Source organism: Streptomyces kurssanovii, assembly GCF_040677245.1.
GTDB lineage: Bacteria > Actinomycetota > Actinomycetes > Streptomycetales > Streptomycetaceae > Streptomyces > Streptomyces kurssanovii.
In genome coordinates, this window is the sequence record NZ_JBFAQK010000001.1 from 26179 (window position 1) to 42844 (window position 16666).

Sequence of the window (16666 nt, forward strand, 5' to 3'; positions counted from 1 at the left end):
ATGCAGACACTCGTCGGATGGCACATCGAGATGGAGTTCAAGGAGGACGGCGACCGGACCAGGGCGGCCGCCATGGTGAGGCTCGGTGACGGGACGGAGTACCGCGGACACGGAAACGCGAATAGGCACCACTCCGACCAGCCGCAACTGCTCGTCGGTGAGGAGATCGCCGGCGCCCGTGCGCTGATGGACCTCGCTTCCCAGCTCCTGCAGAAGGCGCACACGGAGATCGACCAGGCATCAGGAAGGCAGTCCCACCAGCTCCTGCGGTGAGCGGGAGCCGGTGATCGGGGGCCCCGGCCGTCCCGGGACCCCGGATCACCCGCACAGGAATCAGTACATGAGGGCGTCGTCCATAGAGCCCTGCCAGTAGCTGACCGTCGTGGTGGTGTCGGTGTACGTGCCGGCCGGCAGGCTGATCACAGCCGGGGCGGCGTCGGTCGAGCCGGAGCCGCTGCGCGGGGCGAAGTGCACGGCGAGCCTTGTGGCCGTGCGACCGTCGGTCCCGCTGCCGTCCGCGGACGCCAGCATGATCGAGGCGTAGGCGGACTCGCCGGGCGCGATGGTGACGACGGCCTGCGGCCTGCTGTCCTGGTGGACGGCCGTGGCGGCCTGCGCGTCGTCGAAGCGGAGCAGCGGCGCGTGGTACGCGTTGCACGGCTGGGAGCCGGTGTTGGTCATGGTGAGCAGCGCGTGGTTGATGGGCCGGCGCACCGTGCTGTAGGTGACCTTCACGTCCGCGCCGCAGGCGGTCATGACCGGGCCCGCGTCTTCGGTTCCGCCGCCGGTGCCGGCGGCGGAACCTCCGGTGCTGCCTCCGCTGCTGCCCTTGCCGTTGCCCTTGTTGCCGTTGCCGGCCGGCTTCTCGGCCGACGGGCTCGCGGGGGTCACGGGGTCCGAGGTGGGGGCCGCGGTCGGGTCCGTTGCCGGCTTCTGCGTGGCGGGAGCACTCGCGGTGGGGGCCGCGCCTTCGTCCTGGGCGCCGTCGTCGCTCTGGCAGGCGGTGAGCGAGAGGGCCGCCATCAGGGCGGTGGCGGCGACGGCCGTGGTGCGGATCAGCTTGGTGCGCATGGTGGTTCTCCCCGTTCGAAAGGTCGTTCTCTGCGGTGCCTTGCGGCGTGGTCACAGGTTGGCGAGGGGCGGATTCCGGCCGCAACGCCCGCCGGACCATTGGGGATGCCGGAATGCCTGCGCGTACTCTGACCTGGGCGGAAAACCTTTGCCTGGAACGACGTTCCGGGACGTGGCACCGGCATGACATGGGGGAGAACAGCAGTGGCGACAACGCCGGAGGCCGAGCAGCTCGCGGCTGTGCTGCGGCAGTTGAAGGACCGCTCGGGACTCAGCTACGGAGTGCTGGCCGGCAAGCTGCACGTCAGCACATCGACGCTGCACCGCTACTGCAACGGCGACGCTGTTCCGGCCGAGTTCGCCTCCGTCGACCGGCTCGCCCGGCTGTGCGGTGCGCAGCGCGAGGAGTTGGTCGATCTGCACAGGCGGTGGATCCTCGCGGACGAGTCCCGTCGGCGCGGACGCGCCGGAGCGGAGACGGCGACCCCGGCCGTCGCGCCCGCCGCGCCGGTCACGCCGGTTGTGCCGGTCACGCCGGTGGCGGCCGACGAGGAAGCGGGTGTCGGGGCCGACACCACGGGCGGGGATGCGAGGACCGGCGTCACAGGCGGGGATGCGAGGGCCGGCGTCGCGGCCGAGGCGGCCGGGTCCCGGGCAGCCTCCGCCGCTGCCGCGGACGAGCCCGCTCCGCCACCGGACACCGACGAGACCGACGACGCCGAGGAGACCGGCGAGACCGGCGAGACCGGCGAGGGCGGACCGCGGGTCGGCACCGTCGGAGGCGCCCGGCGCCGGGCCCTCCTCGTGGCCCTTGCCGCGGCCGCCGTCGTCGCGCTCGCCGTCCCCGTGGGAGTCGTCGCCCTCAACGCCGGTGACTCCGGCGATACCGGCACCAGGGCCGAGGGGCCTGCCGGATCCGTCGGACCGACCCGGGCCGCCGCGTCCCGTACCGCCCCCGTCACCGCCTCCGCCTCGCCCTCCGCGAGTGCATCCCCGAGCGGCAGCCCGGACGCGAGCGCCTCCTCTGCCGGCGCGACCCCGTCCGCGGAGGCGTCCCGGGACGGCGAGGCGCCGGCCGGGACCGGCGGTGTGCCGCTGCGCGTGGGGGTCAGTTCGTACAACTGGGCCTCGCCGTGCGGGCAGTACTACCTGTTCGAAGGCAAGTCGGACGGACTCCCCCCGCCGCCCGCCCCGCAGGACCGTCGGCGCTGGGCCCAAGTGCTCGGTGGCGTCGACGCCGGCCGTATGCATCTGCAGCTGACCGCCACCGGCAGGACCGAGGACTCGGTCGTCATCAACGCCGTGCATGTACGGACCGTGGCGCGGGGCGCGGCACTGGCGTGGAACGTGCACTCGATGGGAGAGGGGTGCGGCAGCGGCGTCACTCCGCAGACCTTCGACATCGACCTCGACGCGGGCCGTCCCGTCGTGAAGCCCGTCGCGGGAACGGACGGCGATCTGACCGTGCCCGCCAAGGACTTCCCGTACAAGGTGGCGTCGAACGATCCGCAGGTTCTCAACTTCGACGTGCACACCGAGGGGCACGACGTCAGCTGGTACCTGGAGGTCGCCTGGAGCAGCGGCGACCGGAGCGGGACCGTCCGCGTCGACGACGGCGGCAGGCCGTTCCGTACCAGTGCCGCGGAAGGCCGGCCCATGTACGACTACTGGCCGGACAAGGGCGAGTGGGTGGCTCGCTGACTCGTCCGGCCAGTGGGCGGAACCGTGTGATCAGAGCCGCTCGGGCGTCCGGATGCCCAGCAGCGCCATGCCCTGGTGCAGCGTGCGCCCGGTGAGATCGACGAGGAAGAGGCGGTTCTCCACGACCTCCGGCGGGTTGTCCGCGCTCAGCACGTGGCACTGGTCGTAGAACGTCGTCAGGTGCGAGGCCAGCTGGTACAGGTACGCGGCCAGCTTGTGCGGCTCGTACGAGGACGCCACCTCGGCCAGCACCTCACCGAACTGGTCCAGGTGCAGACCCAGCGCACGCTCCGCCGGGGCGAGCGCGAGCTCCGGGTGCGCGACCGGACTCCGGTCGCCCGCCTTGCGCTTGATCGACTGGATACGGGCGTACGCGTACTGCAGGTACACGGACGTGTCGCCGTTCAGCGACACCATCTGGTCCAGGTCGAACTTGTAGTCGCGCACCGCGGACGTCGACAGGTCGGCGTACTTCACCGCGCCGACGCCCACATACCGGCCGTTCTCGACGATCTCCTGGTCGCTCAGGCCCACCTTCTCGGCCTTCTCGCGCACCACCGCCGTCGCACGGTCGATCGCCTCGTCCAGCAGGTCCACCAGACGCACCGTCTCGCCCTCACGGGTCTTGAACGGCTTGCCGTCCTTGCCCAGGACGGTGCCGAAGGCCAGCTGGACCGCCTTGACCTTGTCGTTCAGCCAGCCGGCCCGGCGGGCGGTCTCGAAGACCATCTTGAAGTGCAGGGACTGGCGGGCGTCCACGACGTACACGAGGGTGTCGGCGCCGAGGTTCTGCACACGGTCGCGGATCGCGGAGAGGTCCGTCGCGGCGTAGCCGTAGCCGCCGTTGGACTTCTTCACGATCAGCGGGACCGGATTGCCGTCGGGGCCCTTCACGTCGTCGAAGAACACGCACAGCGCGCCCTCGGAGCGCACGGCGACGCCGGACTCCTCGAGGATGCGGCAGGTCTCGTCGAGCATGTCGTTGTACCCGGACTCACCGACGATGTCGGGGTCACGGATCTCCATGTCGAGCTTCTCGAAGACCGAGTAGAAGTAGATCTTCGACTCGTCGACGAACTTCTGCCACAGCGCGAGGGTCTCCTCGTCGCCGGCCTGGAGGTCCACCACCCGGCGCCTGGCCCGGTCCTTGAACTCCTCATCGGAGTCGAACAGGGTGCGGGACGCCTTGTAGAGACGGTTCAGGTTGGACATCGCCTCCTCGCCGGAGACTCCGTCCCTGTGGTCCAGCTCGTGCGGGTGCTCGATCAGGTACTGGATGAGCATGCCGAACTGGGTGCCCCAGTCGCCGATGTGGTGGCGACGGACCACCTTCTCGCCGGTGAACTCCAGGATCTGCACCATCGCGTCGCCGATCACGGCGGACCGCAGATGGCCCACGTGCATCTCCTTGGCCACGTTCGGCTGCGCGTAGTCGATCACCGTGGTGCCGGGCTCCGCGGCGAAGGGCACGCCGAGGCGGTCGTCGGCCGCACGCGCGGCCAGCGTCCGAGTGATCGCCTTGTCGGTGATCGTGATGTTCAGGAAGCCGGGGCCGGAGACCTCGATGTCCCCCAGGACGTCGTTCGGGCCGATGGCGTCCACGACCTTGGCCGCCAGCTCACGGGGATTGCCCTTGAGCTTCTTGGCCAGCGCCAGGATGCCGTTGGCCTGGAAGTCGGCCCGGTCGCTTCGTCGCAGCAGGGGGTCGGCGGCACCGGCCTCCGGCAGGGCTGCCGTGAGGGCGTCCGCGAGGCGCTGCTGCACATTCGAAGCGAGGGAAGGGACCGAGGCCATGAGCTTCCGTTCCGATAGGAGAAGGTCTGTTGCGGTTGTCAAGTATCCCATGGAGACACAAGCGGTTTCCCGGAACAATGAGCCGCGCCCCGCAGGGCCCGGAGCGATCTGCTCCGTCTGGGAGAATGGCTGAGAGCTCCGGCTCCGCCCAGCTCCGCCCCAGCTTCAGCCAGCTTCGAGAAGCTTCGAGAAAGAAGGACGTGCCGACCGTGGCTCAGAGCAGCACCGAGACCGACTGGGTCTCCCGTTTCGCGGACGAGGTCATCGCCGAGTCGGAGCGACGTGCGCCTGGCAAACCGGTCGTCGTCGCGTCCGGACTGTCCCCCTCCGGCCCCATCCACCTGGGCAATCTCCGCGAGGTCATGACCCCGCACCTGGTCGCCGACGAGATCCGGCGGCGCGGCCACGAGGTCCGCCACCTGATCTCCTGGGACGACTACGACCGCTACCGCAAGGTGCCGGCCGGTGTCGAGGGCGTCGACGAGTCCTGGGCGGAGCACATCGGCAAGCCGCTCACCTCGGTCCCCGCGCCCGCCGGCTCGGCCCACCCGAACTGGGCCGAGCACTTCAAGGCCGCGATGACCGCCGCCCTGGACGAGCTGGGCGTCGAGTACGACGGGATCAGCCAGACCGAGCAGTACACGTCGGGCGCCTACCGCGAGCAGATCCTGCACGCGATGAAGCACCGCGGCGACATCGACGCGATCCTCGACCAGTACCGCACCAAGAAGGCACCCGCGAAGAAGTCGCAGAAGCCGGTCGACGAGGCGGAGCTCGAGGCCGCGGAGGGCTCCGGCGCGGCCGCGGAGGACGACGGCAGCGGCGGCGCCGGCGGGTACTACCCGTACAAGCCCTACTGCGGGCAGTGCGGCAAGGACCTGACCACGGTCACCTCGTACGACGACGCGACCACCGAGCTGGCGTACACCTGCACCGCCTGCACCTTCAGCGAGACCGTCCGGCTGAGCGAGTTCAACCGCGGCAAGCTCGTCTGGAAGGTCGACTGGCCGATGCGCTGGGCCTACGAAGGAGTGATCTTCGAGCCGAGCGGCGTCGACCACTCCTCCCCGGGCTCGTCCTTCGTCGTCGGCGGGCAGATCGTCCGCGAGATCTTCGACGGCGTCCAGCCGATCGGCCCCATGTACGCCTTCGTCGGCATCAGCGGCATGGCCAAGATGTCGTCGTCGCGCGGTGGCGTGCCGACCCCGGCCGACGCGCTGAAGATCATGGAGGCGCCGCTGCTGCGCTGGCTGTACGCCCGCCGCAGGCCCAACCAGTCCTTCAAGATCGCCTTCGACCAGGAGATCCAGCGGCTCTACGACGAGTGGGACAAGCTCGCCGCGAAGGTCGAGGACGGCAGCGCGCTGCCGGCCGACGCCGCCGCGTACTCGCGGGCCGTCCGCACCGCCGCCGGTGAGCTGCCGCGCACCCCGCGCCCGCTGCCCTACCGCACGCTCGCCTCCGTCGTCGACATCACCGGCGGCCACGACGAGCAGACCCTGCGCATCCTCAGCGACCTCGACCCGGCGAACCCGCTCACCTCGCTCGACGAGGCACGGCCGCGGCTCGACCGCGCCGAGAACTGGATCACCACCCAGGTCCCGGCCGACCAGCGCACCGTGGTCCGCGCCGAGCCCGACACCGAGCTGCTCGCCTCCCTGGACGACGAGGGCCGGGAGTCGCTGCGGCTGCTGTTGGAGGGCCTGGACACGCACTGGTCGCTGGACGGCCTGACCACGCTCGTCTACGGCGTGCCGAAGGTGATGGCCGGTCTGGAGCCGGACGCCAAGCCCACGCCGGAGCTGAAGACCGCCCAGCGCTCGTTCTTCGCCCTGCTGTACCGCCTGCTCGTCAGCCGCGAGACCGGGCCGCGTCTGCCCACGCTGCTGCTGGCGGTCGGTGCCGACCGGGTCCGCAAGCTGCTGGCCGCCTGACGACCGCGCCCGGCAGGGCCCTCGCCCCGAGAGGGGCGAGGGCCCTGCGGCGTTTCCGCACACCCTTCGGCCTACCCGGGGACCCACCGTGTCGGCCTACCAGGAGATCCGCCGTGTCGGCCTACCCGGGGACCGCCGTGCGCACGACGAGGCGGCCACGGCACCGGAGGACGGTGAGGGCTCCCCGCCTCGGGCCGTCACGGCTCCAGGTGCGCTCCAACGCTGAGCGTGATGCGTTGATTGCCGCAGGATTCACCCGATGGCGAGACCTGAGCGCCGACCCAGCCATCGAGTGCCGAGCACGCCCGACGTTGCTCCCTACGCGATGTGGTCCTCTTCCAGCTCCGCGGTGTGGCGGTTGGTGAAGCGGCTGACCAGGCGTTTCGACTCCTCGGCGGGGAGGGTGACGCGGAACTCGGCCTCCACGTTGTCGATGAACTCGCGCGGCGTCGGGTAGCTGCCGTTTATCGACTTCTTGAAGACCTGGTAGTACGACTCCTCCTCCGGGGCGGCGGGTTCGGGGGTGCCGCCGCCGTTGCCCAGCTCGCGCGTGCGGCCGGGGCCGACAGGGATGGGGAAGCTGCCGGTCTCCTCCGGAGAGTTCTCGCGGTCCTGGGGCTCCGGGGCCTCGAACTGTTGTTGCTGGTACCGGGGGTCCCGGGGGTCCGGCCCGAACTGCTGATACTCCTCCGGATCCTGCTCCTTGTACCACTCCTCGTACTGTTCCTCGGGGTCGTACAAGGGGTTGTAGCCGCCCTGATAGGGGACCTCTTGGGGGTGGCGGGCGTGCAGCCAGGGGCTCTCGTCCGGGGCGGGGGCCTCAGCCTGGGGGATCTGCTCCTGGTACTCGGTGAAATCCGGCTGCTGGATGGAGACGCTCTCCAACTGGGGGCGCTGCTCGGCGGGAGGTGCCGCTGCGCCCACCGGTGCCGCCCCAGCCGCACGATTGCCGCCGGCCATGTCGACCTCGACCTGCGGCGCCGGGGGCAGCAGCACCGGCTCGATGCCCGCGGCCGCCAGGCCCGCCGGGGCCGTCTGCGCCAGCGGCACGCCGAACTTCGCCAGCCGCAGCGGCATCAGCGCCTCGATCGGCGCCTTGCGCCGCCACGCCCGGCCGAAACGCGCCTGCAGACGGGCCTGGTAGATCAGCCGGTCCTGCTCGAGCTTGATCACCTGCTCGTAGCTGCGCAGCTCCCACAGCTTCATCCGCCGCCACAGCTTGAACGTCGGGACGGGGGAGAGCAGCCAGCGGGTGAGCCGCACGCCCTCCATGTGCTTGTCCGCCGTGATGTCCGCGATCCGGCCGACCGCGTGCCGGGCCGCCTCGACGGCGACGACGAACAGGATCGGGATGACGGCGTGCATGCCGACACCGAGCGGATCCGGCCACGCCGCCGCGCCGTTGAACGCGATCGTCGCGAAGGTCAGCAGCCAGGCCGTCTGGCGCAGCAGCGGGAAAGGTATCCGCATCCACGTCAGCAGCAGGTCGAGCGCCAGCAGCACACAGATGCCGGCGTCGATGCCGATGGGGAAGACCAGGGAGAAGTCGCCGAAGCCCTTCTGCTCCGCGAGCTCGCGCACGGCGGCGTACGACCCGGCGAAGCCGATCGCGGCGATGATCAACGCGCCCGCGACGACGACACCGATGAGTATTCGGTGCGTGCGTGTCAGCTGCATCGCGGCCACCCGCGACCCCTCCCCAATTCCTGGACCGGATTTCCGCACAGGGCCCTGCGCGGATCCTGAACCGGCGGGCACAGCCTGGCACATGCCACCGGAGCCCGGCCCTCCGGGCTCCCGGCGTTACGTACTTGTGTACTACTTGTTGGCCGTGGCGACCGAGGCCACTGCCTCCTTGGCGGCCTTGACGGCGTCCTTCGTCAGATCGGCGGCGGACGGATTCTTCGCACCCGCGTAACCCGTGCCGTTGTACGTGAGCGTCACCACAGCGTTCTCGGTGCGGGCCACGATCGTGACGTACGTGAAGTTCTCGTCGGTCTTGCGCAGCGTGTAGTTGACCGTCGTCGCCTCCCCGCCCACACCCGGAGCCGGAGTGGTCTTGACGTCCTTGGCGCCCTCGGTGCCCTTGGCCTTCGCGATCTCCTTGGCGTACGACTCCACGGCACGCTGCTCGCCGCTCACGGCGAGGGAGGCGTCGGAGTCGTAGCGCAGGAACGAGACATCGAGCCAGCGGTACTGCGAGCCCTTCACACCGTTGTCGTCCAGGCCGTTCCAGGAACAGCTGCCGCGCCGAGCGATGTCCGACGACTTGCCGGCCGTGCCGTTCTTGGACTTGGTCCCGGGCACCAGATCCTCGATCGTCTTCTCCGCGATCGAGTCGCACGGACTCGGCAGCTTGCTGAACTTGGCGGGAGCGACGGTCGGGGACTTCTTGGCCTCGGGGGCGGCGGAGGCGGAAGAAGCGGAGCCCTTGGAGGCGCTGTCGGAGTCCGAGGAGCAGCCTGCGACGACGAGCATCACCGGGACGGCGGCGCAGGCGAGTATGCGGGTGAGTCGCGTGGCTGAACGGTGCATGGTTCCTTCAGTCGGTCAGGTACTCGGTCGGTCAGGTACTCGGTGGGTCTATTCGGTCGATCGGTCAGGCAGCCGGGCGGTCGGGCAACCGGTCCGTCGGGCCGGCCGCCGGACGGACCGGCGAGGCCACCGTACGCGGACCCGCCACAGCTGTGGGCCGGACCGCTGAACGCACGAACGGGAGAATCCGGGCCGCGAGGCCGCTCACTCGTCGAACTGCTCCGCCAGCTTCCGGGCCAGAGTCCGCGCCTTTTCCTGCAGTTCCTTGCTGTCCGGCACTCCTCCCGTCACGGCCGGCTGCTCGCCGTAGACGACGGTGACGATCACATTGGATGTGCGGAACACCACGCTCACGGTGCGGCGCTGAACCGTGGAACCGGCGCGGCCCAGCACGTCGTCCAGGAACGCCGCGTCACCGAGCCCTTCCAGCGCCCGAGGCTCGAGGCCCTCGAGAGCGGGAGCGGAGGAGGACGTACCTGCGGACGCGGATGCCCCGGCCGCCGTGTCCGTGGAGGCTCCGGCACCCGGGCCGGCGCCGCTCGAACTCCCGGCCGCGGGGCTCTGCGTCGCCGACGGTGAGGCGCTGTCCGTCTCCGGATCGTCCTTCAGGGGCGCGATCGGGACGGAAGCGGAACCCTGCTTCTTCTCGAAGACCTCCTGCGCACGGTCGTCGTCGCTGACGGCCGGGTCGTAGGAGACGACACGCTCGAAGTCGACTCGCAGCTGGTGCGAGGCGTCCGGGGCGTCGCCCTTCCAGCTGCACGCGACCCGGCGGTCCGTGTCGTAGGTGACGGCGGCGGTGCCGCGCAGGACCTTCTGCTGCTGCTCCTCGGGCAGCGTCACGGTGCCCGGCAGCAGGTCCTTCAGCGTGGAAAGCTCGACGGACCCGCACGGCTCGAGAAGCGTGCGGTACTTGCCGGGGGGCGCCGCGGAGGCTTTGGCCCCGTTGACCTTGGCGTCGATGTCGGAGCCTTCGGTGCCGTCGCCGGCGGTGCAGCCGGTCACGAGCGCCGCGAGAAGCGCCGCCACGCCGGGCACGTACGCCTTTCGTTGCACGCCCGGGCTCCCTTCTGTCTGTGCTCCGTGCCGCTCTCACGGCGAAAACTGGTTGCCGCCGTTCGGAGGCCGATGGACACAATGTCTATCGCACACGCTGCCGTGGCCGCCGGTCTGTCGAGTCTTTCGCCGCCATTGGGCACGTCATTTGCGTTTCACGCCGTTCCGGGGGAATCGAGTAGATATGTCGTACGTGGAGATGCCGGGCGCCAAGGTCCCGATCCGTATGTGGACCGACCCTTCGACGGTCGAGGACGTCGCGCTGCAGCAGCTGCGGAACGTGGCCACGCTGCCGTGGATCAAGGGCCTCGCCGTGATGCCGGACGTCCACTACGGCAAGGGCGCCACCGTGGGCTCGGTGATCGCGATGCACGGGGCGGTCTGTCCGGCGGCCGTCGGTGTGGACATCGGCTGCGGTATGTCGGCGGTGCGGACGTCGCTGACGGCCAACGACCTGCCGGGCGACCTCTCGCGACTCCGTACCCGGATCGAGCAGGCCATCCCGGTGGGGCGCGGCATGCACGACGAGATGGTCGACCCCGGCAGGGTGTACGGCCTCCAGGCCGGCGGCTGGGACGGACTCTGGGAGCGGTTCGACTCGGTGGCCGACGCGGTGAAGTTCCGCCGGGAGCGTGCCACCAAGCAGATGGGGACGCTAGGCAGCGGAAACCACTTCGTCGAAGTGTGCGTCGACACGGCCGGTTCGGTGTGGCTCATGCTGCACTCCGGTTCTCGGAACATCGGCAAGGAGCTTGCGGAACATCACATCGGTGAAGCGCAGAAGCTTCCCCACAACCAGGGGCTGGTCGACCGCGACCTGGCGGTGTTCGTCTCGGACACCCCGCAGATGGCGGCCTACCGCAACGACCTCTTCTGGGCGCAGGAGTACGCCAAGTACAACCGCGCGGTCATGATGGGGCTCCTCAAGGAAGTGATCCGCAAGGAGTTCAGGAAGGCCAAGGTCAGCTTCGAGCAGGAGATCAGCTGCCACCACAACTACGTGGCGGAGGAGCGGTACGCGGGCATGGACCTACTGGTCACACGCAAGGGCGCCATCCGGGCCGGCAGCGGTGACTTCGGGATCATCCCCGGCTCGATGGGCACCGGCTCGTACATCGTGAAGGGCCTCGGCAACGAGGCGTCCTTCAACTCGGCCTCGCACGGCGCCGGCCGCAAGATGAGCCGGAACGCGGCGAAGCGGCGCTTCTCCGCGCGTGACCTGGAGGAGCAGACGCGGGGGGTGGAGTGCCGTAAGGACTCCGGCGTGGTGGACGAGATCCCGGGTGCCTACAAGCCGATCGAGAAGGTCATCGATCAGCAGCGGGACCTGGTCGAGGTCGTCGCCAAGCTGAAGCAGGTCATTTGTGTGAAGGGCTGAGGGCCGCGGCCCGATGCCCTTCCTCGCGGGCCCCGGACCGGATCGGTCCGGGGCCCGCCGCATGTCTCAGCCGCCCGCCACCGGCAGCGACTTGTGGAAGAACGTCGTCGGGCGCAGCGTGCCGGAAGGGTCGGCGGCGTAGTCGGGGAGCGTGCCGAGGGTCGACCAGCCCGAGGTGCGGTAGAGGCGCTCCGCCGCGCTGCCGGTCTGGGTGTCCAGCATCAGCAGGGTGCGGCCGGACGCGGAGGCGAAAGCCTCGGCCGTGGCGAGGAGGCGGCGGGCGCTGCCGCGCCCACGGGCGGCGCGGTGGACCAGGAGCTTGGCTATCTCGGCGCGGTGCCGGCCGTTGGCGGACGTCTCGAGCCTGAGCTGGACGGTGCCTATGAGGCGGCCGCCGTCGTGAGCGGCCCAGAGGATCACGCGCTCGTCGGCGAGGTCGGCGGCGAGGGACCGCCACCAGGCCTCGGCCTCCGCGGAGGTGAGGGACGAGGTGAAGCCCACGGAGGCTCCGTCGTCCACGGCGTCGAGGAGCAGCGCGGCGAGACCGGGGGCGGCCGCGGGCAGTGCGGCCGGGGTCAGCCGGGTGATGGTGGGGCCGTCGGGCATCACAGCTCCCTGTGCACCTTCGAGTTGGACGCCTGGGCGCGGGGCCTGACGACCAGGAGATCGATGTTGACGTGCGGCGGGCGGGTGACGGCCCAGGTGATGGTGTCCGCGACGTCGTCGGCGGTGAGCGGCTCCGCCACACCCGCGTAGACCTTGGCGGCCTTGTCGGTGTCGCCGCGGAAGCGGGTGGTCGCGAACTCCTCCGTCCTGACCATGCCCGGGGCGACCTCGATCACCCGGACCGGGGTGCCGACGATCTCCAGCCGGAGGGTCTCGGCGAGGACGTGCTCGCCGTGCTTGGCGGCGACATAACCGCCGCCGCCCTCGTAGGTGCTGAGGCCCGCGGTGGACGAGAGGATCACGACCGTGCCGTCGCCGCTCGCGGTGAGCGTCGGGAGCAGCGCCTGGGTGAGGTTGAGCGTGCCGATGACGTTGACCTCGAACATGCGTCGCCAGTCGGCCGGGTCGCCGGTGGCGACCGGGTCTGCGCCCAGAGCGCCGCCCGCGTTGTTCACGAGGACGTCGCAACGCTCGAGGCCGGCGGCGAAGGAGTCGACGGCGGGGCGGTCCGTGACGTCGAGGGCGTAGGCGGTGGCCTGGTGGCCGGCGGCGGTGAGCTCGGCGGCGAGCGCCTCGATGCGGTCCTTGCGGCGGGCGGTGAGGACCACGTGATAGCCGGCGGCGGCCAGTTGGCGCCCGGTGGCCGCACCGATGCCACTACTGGCTCCGGTGACGACGGCGACGGGTGTCCCAGCGGTGCTCATGTCGTAGCTCCTCGCGCGTGTGATCGATGGTGATCGCGACGCCGCCAGAATAAATCGGCAGGACGCGCCGGAGTTCCCGGGCAATCACCCGTATTGTCGGGCAATAGGTATCTTCTGGCTCATGTATGCGATGCGAAGGGCCCTTTCGGCGGGGGCCGCGGCCGTACTGCTGCTGATCGGTGCGGGGGCGGCGAGCGCCGGCGTCGACGGCGGCGGTGTGGGTGACGGAAACGTCGAGGGCGTCGACGCTGCGGGCGCGGGCGCGGGCGGGAACGGCGGGTACGTCGTGGGCGTCGCGCCGGAGGCCGATGTGGCGCACCACGGCCGGGTCTCGCTGACCGACGGGCGGATCGCGATCTCTGTGACGACGCTGAACCACGGTCCCTCCGCCCTCGCCGGAGTGACCGTGCGGCTCACCCTGTCCGTGCCGCCTGCCGGTACGCCGAAGCTGCCGCGCGGATGCCTGCGGGCGGCCGAGCGGGAGCTGCTGTGCGCGACGGGCGCCCTCCCCGCGGACGGACTGGGCCGGACGCTCGGCCTGGAACTGGGCACGGCGGGCAGCCCGCACGAGGTCGTGCTGCATGTCGCCACCGCGTGGAACGGCGGGGCGAGCGACCGGAACCCGGGGAACGACGAGCACCGGGTGCTGGTCCCTGCCACCGGGGACCCGTACGTCTTCTGACGGACGGGCCCCCGGTCTGCCGGGTCACCGCGGTATGCCGGCTCCCGACGCCCAGGCGATGTAGCCGTCGGGGCGGACGAGGAGCGCGGTGCGCCGGTCCGTCGTCCAGTGGGCCCGTATGACACGGCCGGGGGCGGGCGGGACGTCGGGCTCGCTGCCGGGAGCGCTCACGAGGACGAACTCGCCCTCGCGGAGCAGTTCGTAGAGCCGGCCCTCAGCGAGCCGCAGGTCGGGTGCGCGCCGTCCGGTGAGGCGGTGGGCGCCGCGGGGTGCGCCGTAGGAGATGCCGATGCCGGAGATCATGCCCATCGCTTTGGCTGAGGCGGGGCGGACGGCGTTCAGGAACGCGGCGGCGAGTGAGCGTGCCGCGCGCTGGAACGGGCTGCGGGCCATGGCGAGGCGCACGATGGCGCCGCTGCTGCGCAGCACCGCCGCGCCGACCGGATGGCGCTCCGACTCATAGCTGTCGAGCAGGGCTTCGGGGTCGGGGGCACGGCCCAGGACGACGGAGGCGAGCTTCCACGAGAGGTTCGCCGCGTCCTGGAGGCCGGTGTTCATGCCCTGGCCGCCGGCGGGGGAGTGGACGTGCGCGGCGTCGCCGGCGAGGAAGATGCGGCCCTTGCGGTAGGACGGCGCCTGACGCTCATCGCTGTGGAACCGGGAGATCCAGCGGGCATCGTGCATCCCGAAGTCGGTTCCGAGGGCGCGGCGGGCGATGTCGCGGACCTCGTCGATGCCGACGGGCTCGTCGTCGGCCACCTGACGGCCGCGGTTCCAGCCCATGACGCGGTACCAGCCGTCGCCGAAGGGGGCGATGAAGGCGAAGGCGTCACCCACGCCGTTCACCGTGAGGAGTCCCGGGGGCTCCTCGGCGAGCTTCACATCGGCGAGCACGATGGACCTGATCACCGAAACGCCGGGGAAGGGCAGGCCGATGGCCTCGCGCACGGCGCTGCGTACACCGTCGGTGCCGACCACGTAGCGCGCGCGAAGAGTGGTCCGCGTGCCGGTCGGGTCCGTGGCCCGCGCGATGACGGAGGAGCCGGAGCGCTCCAGACCCGAGAGCTCCGTCCCGTACCGGAAGTCGACGCCGGCGGCCAGGGCGCGGCGCTCCAGCAGTTTCTCCACCTCGTACTGCGGGGTGATGAGGAGGAACGGGAAGCGGGAGGGCAGCCGGGACAGGTCGAGGGACAGGCGCCGGAACAGCCTGAGGCCGGTGACGGGGGTGCCGTGGCGGACCAGCTCGTCGGCGAGGCCGCGGGCGTCGAGCAGCTCCAGGGTGCGTGCGTGCACGCCGAAGGCGCGGGTGATGTTGCTTCTCTCGTGGGGGCGGCGCTCGATGAGCGTGACGCCGACGCCCGCGGCGGCCAGGTCGCCGGCGAGCAGCATTCCGGTGGGGCCCGCCCCTACGACCAGTACATCGGTGTCGAACCCCGCGCCGGGCTGGACGGGCGCGGGCTCGGCGGACGGAGTGGTCTGCGACGTGGTGCGGTGAACGCTCGTGCTTCCGGTGCCGGGCCTGCCGGTCATGGCTGCCTCCTGGTCCGGGCGGCCCGAAGGGCCGCGCCGATGGTCAACGCTTGTGGGCCAACATCTGTTGGTCAACGCTTGTTGGCAACTTTAGAAACCCCGGCTCTGGCTTGTCAACACCCGTTGGCCTACAGTTGTTGGCATGACGACGGAAGCACCCGGCGCACCCCGCCGGTCGGACGCGACCAGGGCCGCGATCCTCGAAGCCGCCCGCGAACGTTTCGCCGCCGACGGATACGAGCGGGCGACGATCCGCGCGATCGCCCGTGACGCGGGGATCGACCCCTCGATGGTGATGCGCTACTACGGCAACAAGGAGGGACTCTTCGCGGCCGCCTCCGAGTTCGACCTGCGACTGCCGGAGCTGGGCGCGCTCCCCGCCCGGCATGCGGGAGCGGTGCTCGTCACGCACTTCCTCGACCGCTGGGAGCAGGACGAGGTCCTGACGGCGCTGCTGCGCGCGGCCGTCACGAACGAGGCGGCCGCGGAGCGCGCCCGCGCGATCTTCCGCGACCAGCTGGGCCCGGTCGCCCTGGCTCTGTGCCCCGATCCCGCGGAGGCCCCCCGGCGCGCGGCGCTCATCTCCTCCCAGATACTCGGCATGGCGATGGCCCGGTACGTGCTGAAATTCCCGCCCGCCGTGGAGATGCCCCGCGACGAGGTCGTCAGCTGGCTCGCCCCGACCGTGCAGCGCTATCTCACGGAGCCGTGCACGGAAGCGATGCCGCCGTCGCGGTCGGAAGCGGGCCAGGGGGCGGGACAGGAAGCGGGCGCGGAGGCCGTGCCGGAGGCGGGGCCGGGAACACAGCCGACGGCGCAGACCGCACAGGCGACGCAGGGCCGGCCCTGAAGCCGGCCGGTCCTCCTTCGAATCCGGCCGGGCCTACGCGCCCGAGGTGCGCAGCGCGTCCGTGACGATCGCCTCGAGGCGGGCGTGGTGGGCGCCGCGCCAGTACACCCGGCCGCACGCCGTGCACTGGGCGAAGACGTCGTACGTGCGCTGCGTGCCGTGCTGAAGCTGTTCCTGGACGGAGTCCTTGTCGGCCTCCTTCAGCGGGCCGTTGCAGGCCGTGCAGCGCGTCCACGGCGCGAGCGTGGGGGCGAAACGCTGGAGCACGTCCCGCAGTTGATCGTCGGGCTGGTCGCTGTACACATACGCCCCGGCCCAGAGCTCACGGCGGCGCAGCAGTCCCCGGTCGCGCGAGAGCAGCACCCGCCGCTCCTTGGCGGACAGCGTGGCGAGGGCCGGGTCGCCGATGTCCTCGTTCTCGTACGCCGCGTCGACGCCGAGCAGACGGAGCCGCCGGGCCAGTGTGCCGAGGTGGACGTCGAGGAGGAAGCGCAGCGGGGCGCCGGGCACCTGCTGCGGGCGGTCCACGCCGTGCACCTCGACGTGCTCTCCCGCGCCCGGGATGTGTGAGGTGGGGACCTGCCGGCCGTCGACCATCAGCCGGCCCGCCTCGGTGAGCGGCACGCCCAGGGATTCCACGACATGGCCGAGCGTCGAGGAGCCGTCGGTGGTCAGGGCCGTACGGCCGCGGCGGTAGTCCGACGGGACGAAAAGACGCAGCTCGGGGGCGACGTCGATGGTGATCTCCGGTCCGTTCACAGCGCC

14 protein-coding genes and 1 pseudogene are annotated in these 16666 nt (G+C 71.0%); 6 read left to right on the forward strand and 9 right to left on the reverse strand.

Annotated features, from left to right (window positions below; translation table 11 throughout):
• Complete coding sequence (locus tag AB0K36_RS00130) at window positions 1-273, forward strand: DUF1876 domain-containing protein (RefSeq protein ID WP_159688898.1); 273 nt, start codon at window positions 1-3, stop codon at window positions 271-273.
• Between the two features lie 60 nt (window positions 274-333).
• Here AB0K36_RS00130 and AB0K36_RS00135 read toward each other — a convergent pair whose 3' ends face one another.
• Window positions 334-1071 (reverse strand): DUF4232 domain-containing protein, encoded by a 738-nt coding sequence (locus tag AB0K36_RS00135; protein WP_364586143.1) that lies wholly within the window; start codon window positions 1069-1071, stop codon window positions 334-336.
• 204 nt (window positions 1072-1275) lie between these two features.
• On the opposite strand from AB0K36_RS00135, the gene AB0K36_RS00140 reads away from it, so the two are divergent.
• The gene (locus AB0K36_RS00140) at window positions 1276-2772 is read left to right on the forward strand and encodes a helix-turn-helix domain-containing protein (RefSeq protein ID WP_364586146.1); all 1497 of its coding nucleotides are present in this window, start codon (window positions 1276-1278) and stop codon (window positions 2770-2772) included.
• Between the two features lie 30 nt (window positions 2773-2802).
• On the opposite strand, the gene argS is transcribed toward AB0K36_RS00140, so the two are convergent.
• Window positions 2803-4566, reverse strand: a complete 1764-nt coding sequence (gene argS / locus AB0K36_RS00145; RefSeq protein WP_364586149.1) for an arginine--tRNA ligase — start codon at window positions 4564-4566, stop codon at window positions 2803-2805.
• 200 nt (window positions 4567-4766) lie between these two features.
• On the opposite strand from argS, the gene lysS reads away from it, so the two are divergent.
• Window positions 4767-6500, forward strand: a complete 1734-nt coding sequence (lysS, locus tag AB0K36_RS00150) for a lysine--tRNA ligase (protein ID WP_364586152.1) — start codon at window positions 4767-4769, stop codon at window positions 6498-6500.
• Between the two features lie 318 nt (window positions 6501-6818).
• Here the strand turns inward: lysS and AB0K36_RS00155 are convergent, their stop codons facing one another.
• The 3 genes from AB0K36_RS00155 to AB0K36_RS00165 form a co-directional block, all read right to left on the reverse strand.
• A complete protein-coding gene (locus AB0K36_RS00155) occupies window positions 6819-8177 on the reverse strand; it encodes a DUF2637 domain-containing protein (protein WP_364586155.1) in 1359 nt (452 codons plus the stop codon).
• A 141-nt stretch (window positions 8178-8318) separates the two neighbouring features.
• Window positions 8319-9035 (reverse strand): DUF3558 domain-containing protein, encoded by a 717-nt coding sequence (locus AB0K36_RS00160; protein WP_364586158.1) that lies wholly within the window; start codon window positions 9033-9035, stop codon window positions 8319-8321.
• A gap of 204 nt (window positions 9036-9239) precedes the next feature.
• Window positions 9240-10091 carry a DUF3558 domain-containing protein gene (locus tag AB0K36_RS00165; RefSeq protein WP_364586161.1) on the reverse strand — a complete coding sequence of 284 codons (852 nt, stop codon included), beginning with the start codon at window positions 10089-10091 and terminating at the stop codon, window positions 9240-9242.
• Window positions 10092-10275: 184 nt separating this feature from the next.
• Between AB0K36_RS00165 and AB0K36_RS00170 the strand changes: the two genes are divergently transcribed.
• The gene (locus tag AB0K36_RS00170) at window positions 10276-11469 is read left to right on the forward strand and encodes an RtcB family protein (RefSeq protein WP_364586164.1); all 1194 of its coding nucleotides are present in this window, start codon (window positions 10276-10278) and stop codon (window positions 11467-11469) included.
• Between the two features lie 66 nt (window positions 11470-11535).
• On the opposite strand, the gene AB0K36_RS00175 is transcribed toward AB0K36_RS00170, so the two are convergent.
• On the reverse strand, window positions 11536-12075 hold the full coding sequence (locus AB0K36_RS00175; RefSeq protein WP_364586167.1) for a GNAT family N-acetyltransferase: 540 nt from the start codon (window positions 12073-12075) through the stop codon (window positions 11536-11538).
• Complete coding sequence (locus AB0K36_RS00180; RefSeq protein ID WP_364586170.1) at window positions 12075-12839, reverse strand: SDR family NAD(P)-dependent oxidoreductase; 765 nt, start codon at window positions 12837-12839, stop codon at window positions 12075-12077. Before AB0K36_RS00180 ends, AB0K36_RS00175 begins: the two co-directional genes overlap by 1 nt.
• A 121-nt stretch (window positions 12840-12960) precedes the next feature.
• Here AB0K36_RS00180 and AB0K36_RS00185 point away from each other — a divergent pair, with 121 nt between their 5' ends.
• Window positions 12961-13521, forward strand: coding sequence for a hypothetical protein (locus tag AB0K36_RS00185; protein ID WP_364586173.1), 561 nt, complete (start codon window positions 12961-12963; stop codon window positions 13519-13521).
• Between the two features lie 24 nt (window positions 13522-13545).
• Here AB0K36_RS00185 and AB0K36_RS00190 read toward each other — a convergent pair whose 3' ends face one another.
• Window positions 13546-15051, reverse strand: a complete 1506-nt coding sequence (locus AB0K36_RS00190; RefSeq protein ID WP_364586176.1) for an FAD-dependent monooxygenase — start codon at window positions 15049-15051, stop codon at window positions 13546-13548.
• Between the two features lie 142 nt (window positions 15052-15193).
• On the opposite strand from AB0K36_RS00190, the pseudogene AB0K36_RS00195 reads away from it, so the two are divergent.
• Window positions 15194-15754 (forward strand): annotated as a pseudogene (locus AB0K36_RS00195) (TetR/AcrR family transcriptional regulator); the annotation flags it as partial.
• Between the two features lie 180 nt (window positions 15755-15934).
• On the opposite strand, the gene AB0K36_RS00200 reads toward AB0K36_RS00195, so the two are convergent.
• Entirely contained in the window at window positions 15935-16660 is a 726-nt protein-coding gene (locus tag AB0K36_RS00200; protein WP_364586179.1) for a Mut7-C RNAse domain-containing protein, read from the reverse strand.
• Window positions 16661-16666: the final 6 nt, after the last annotated feature.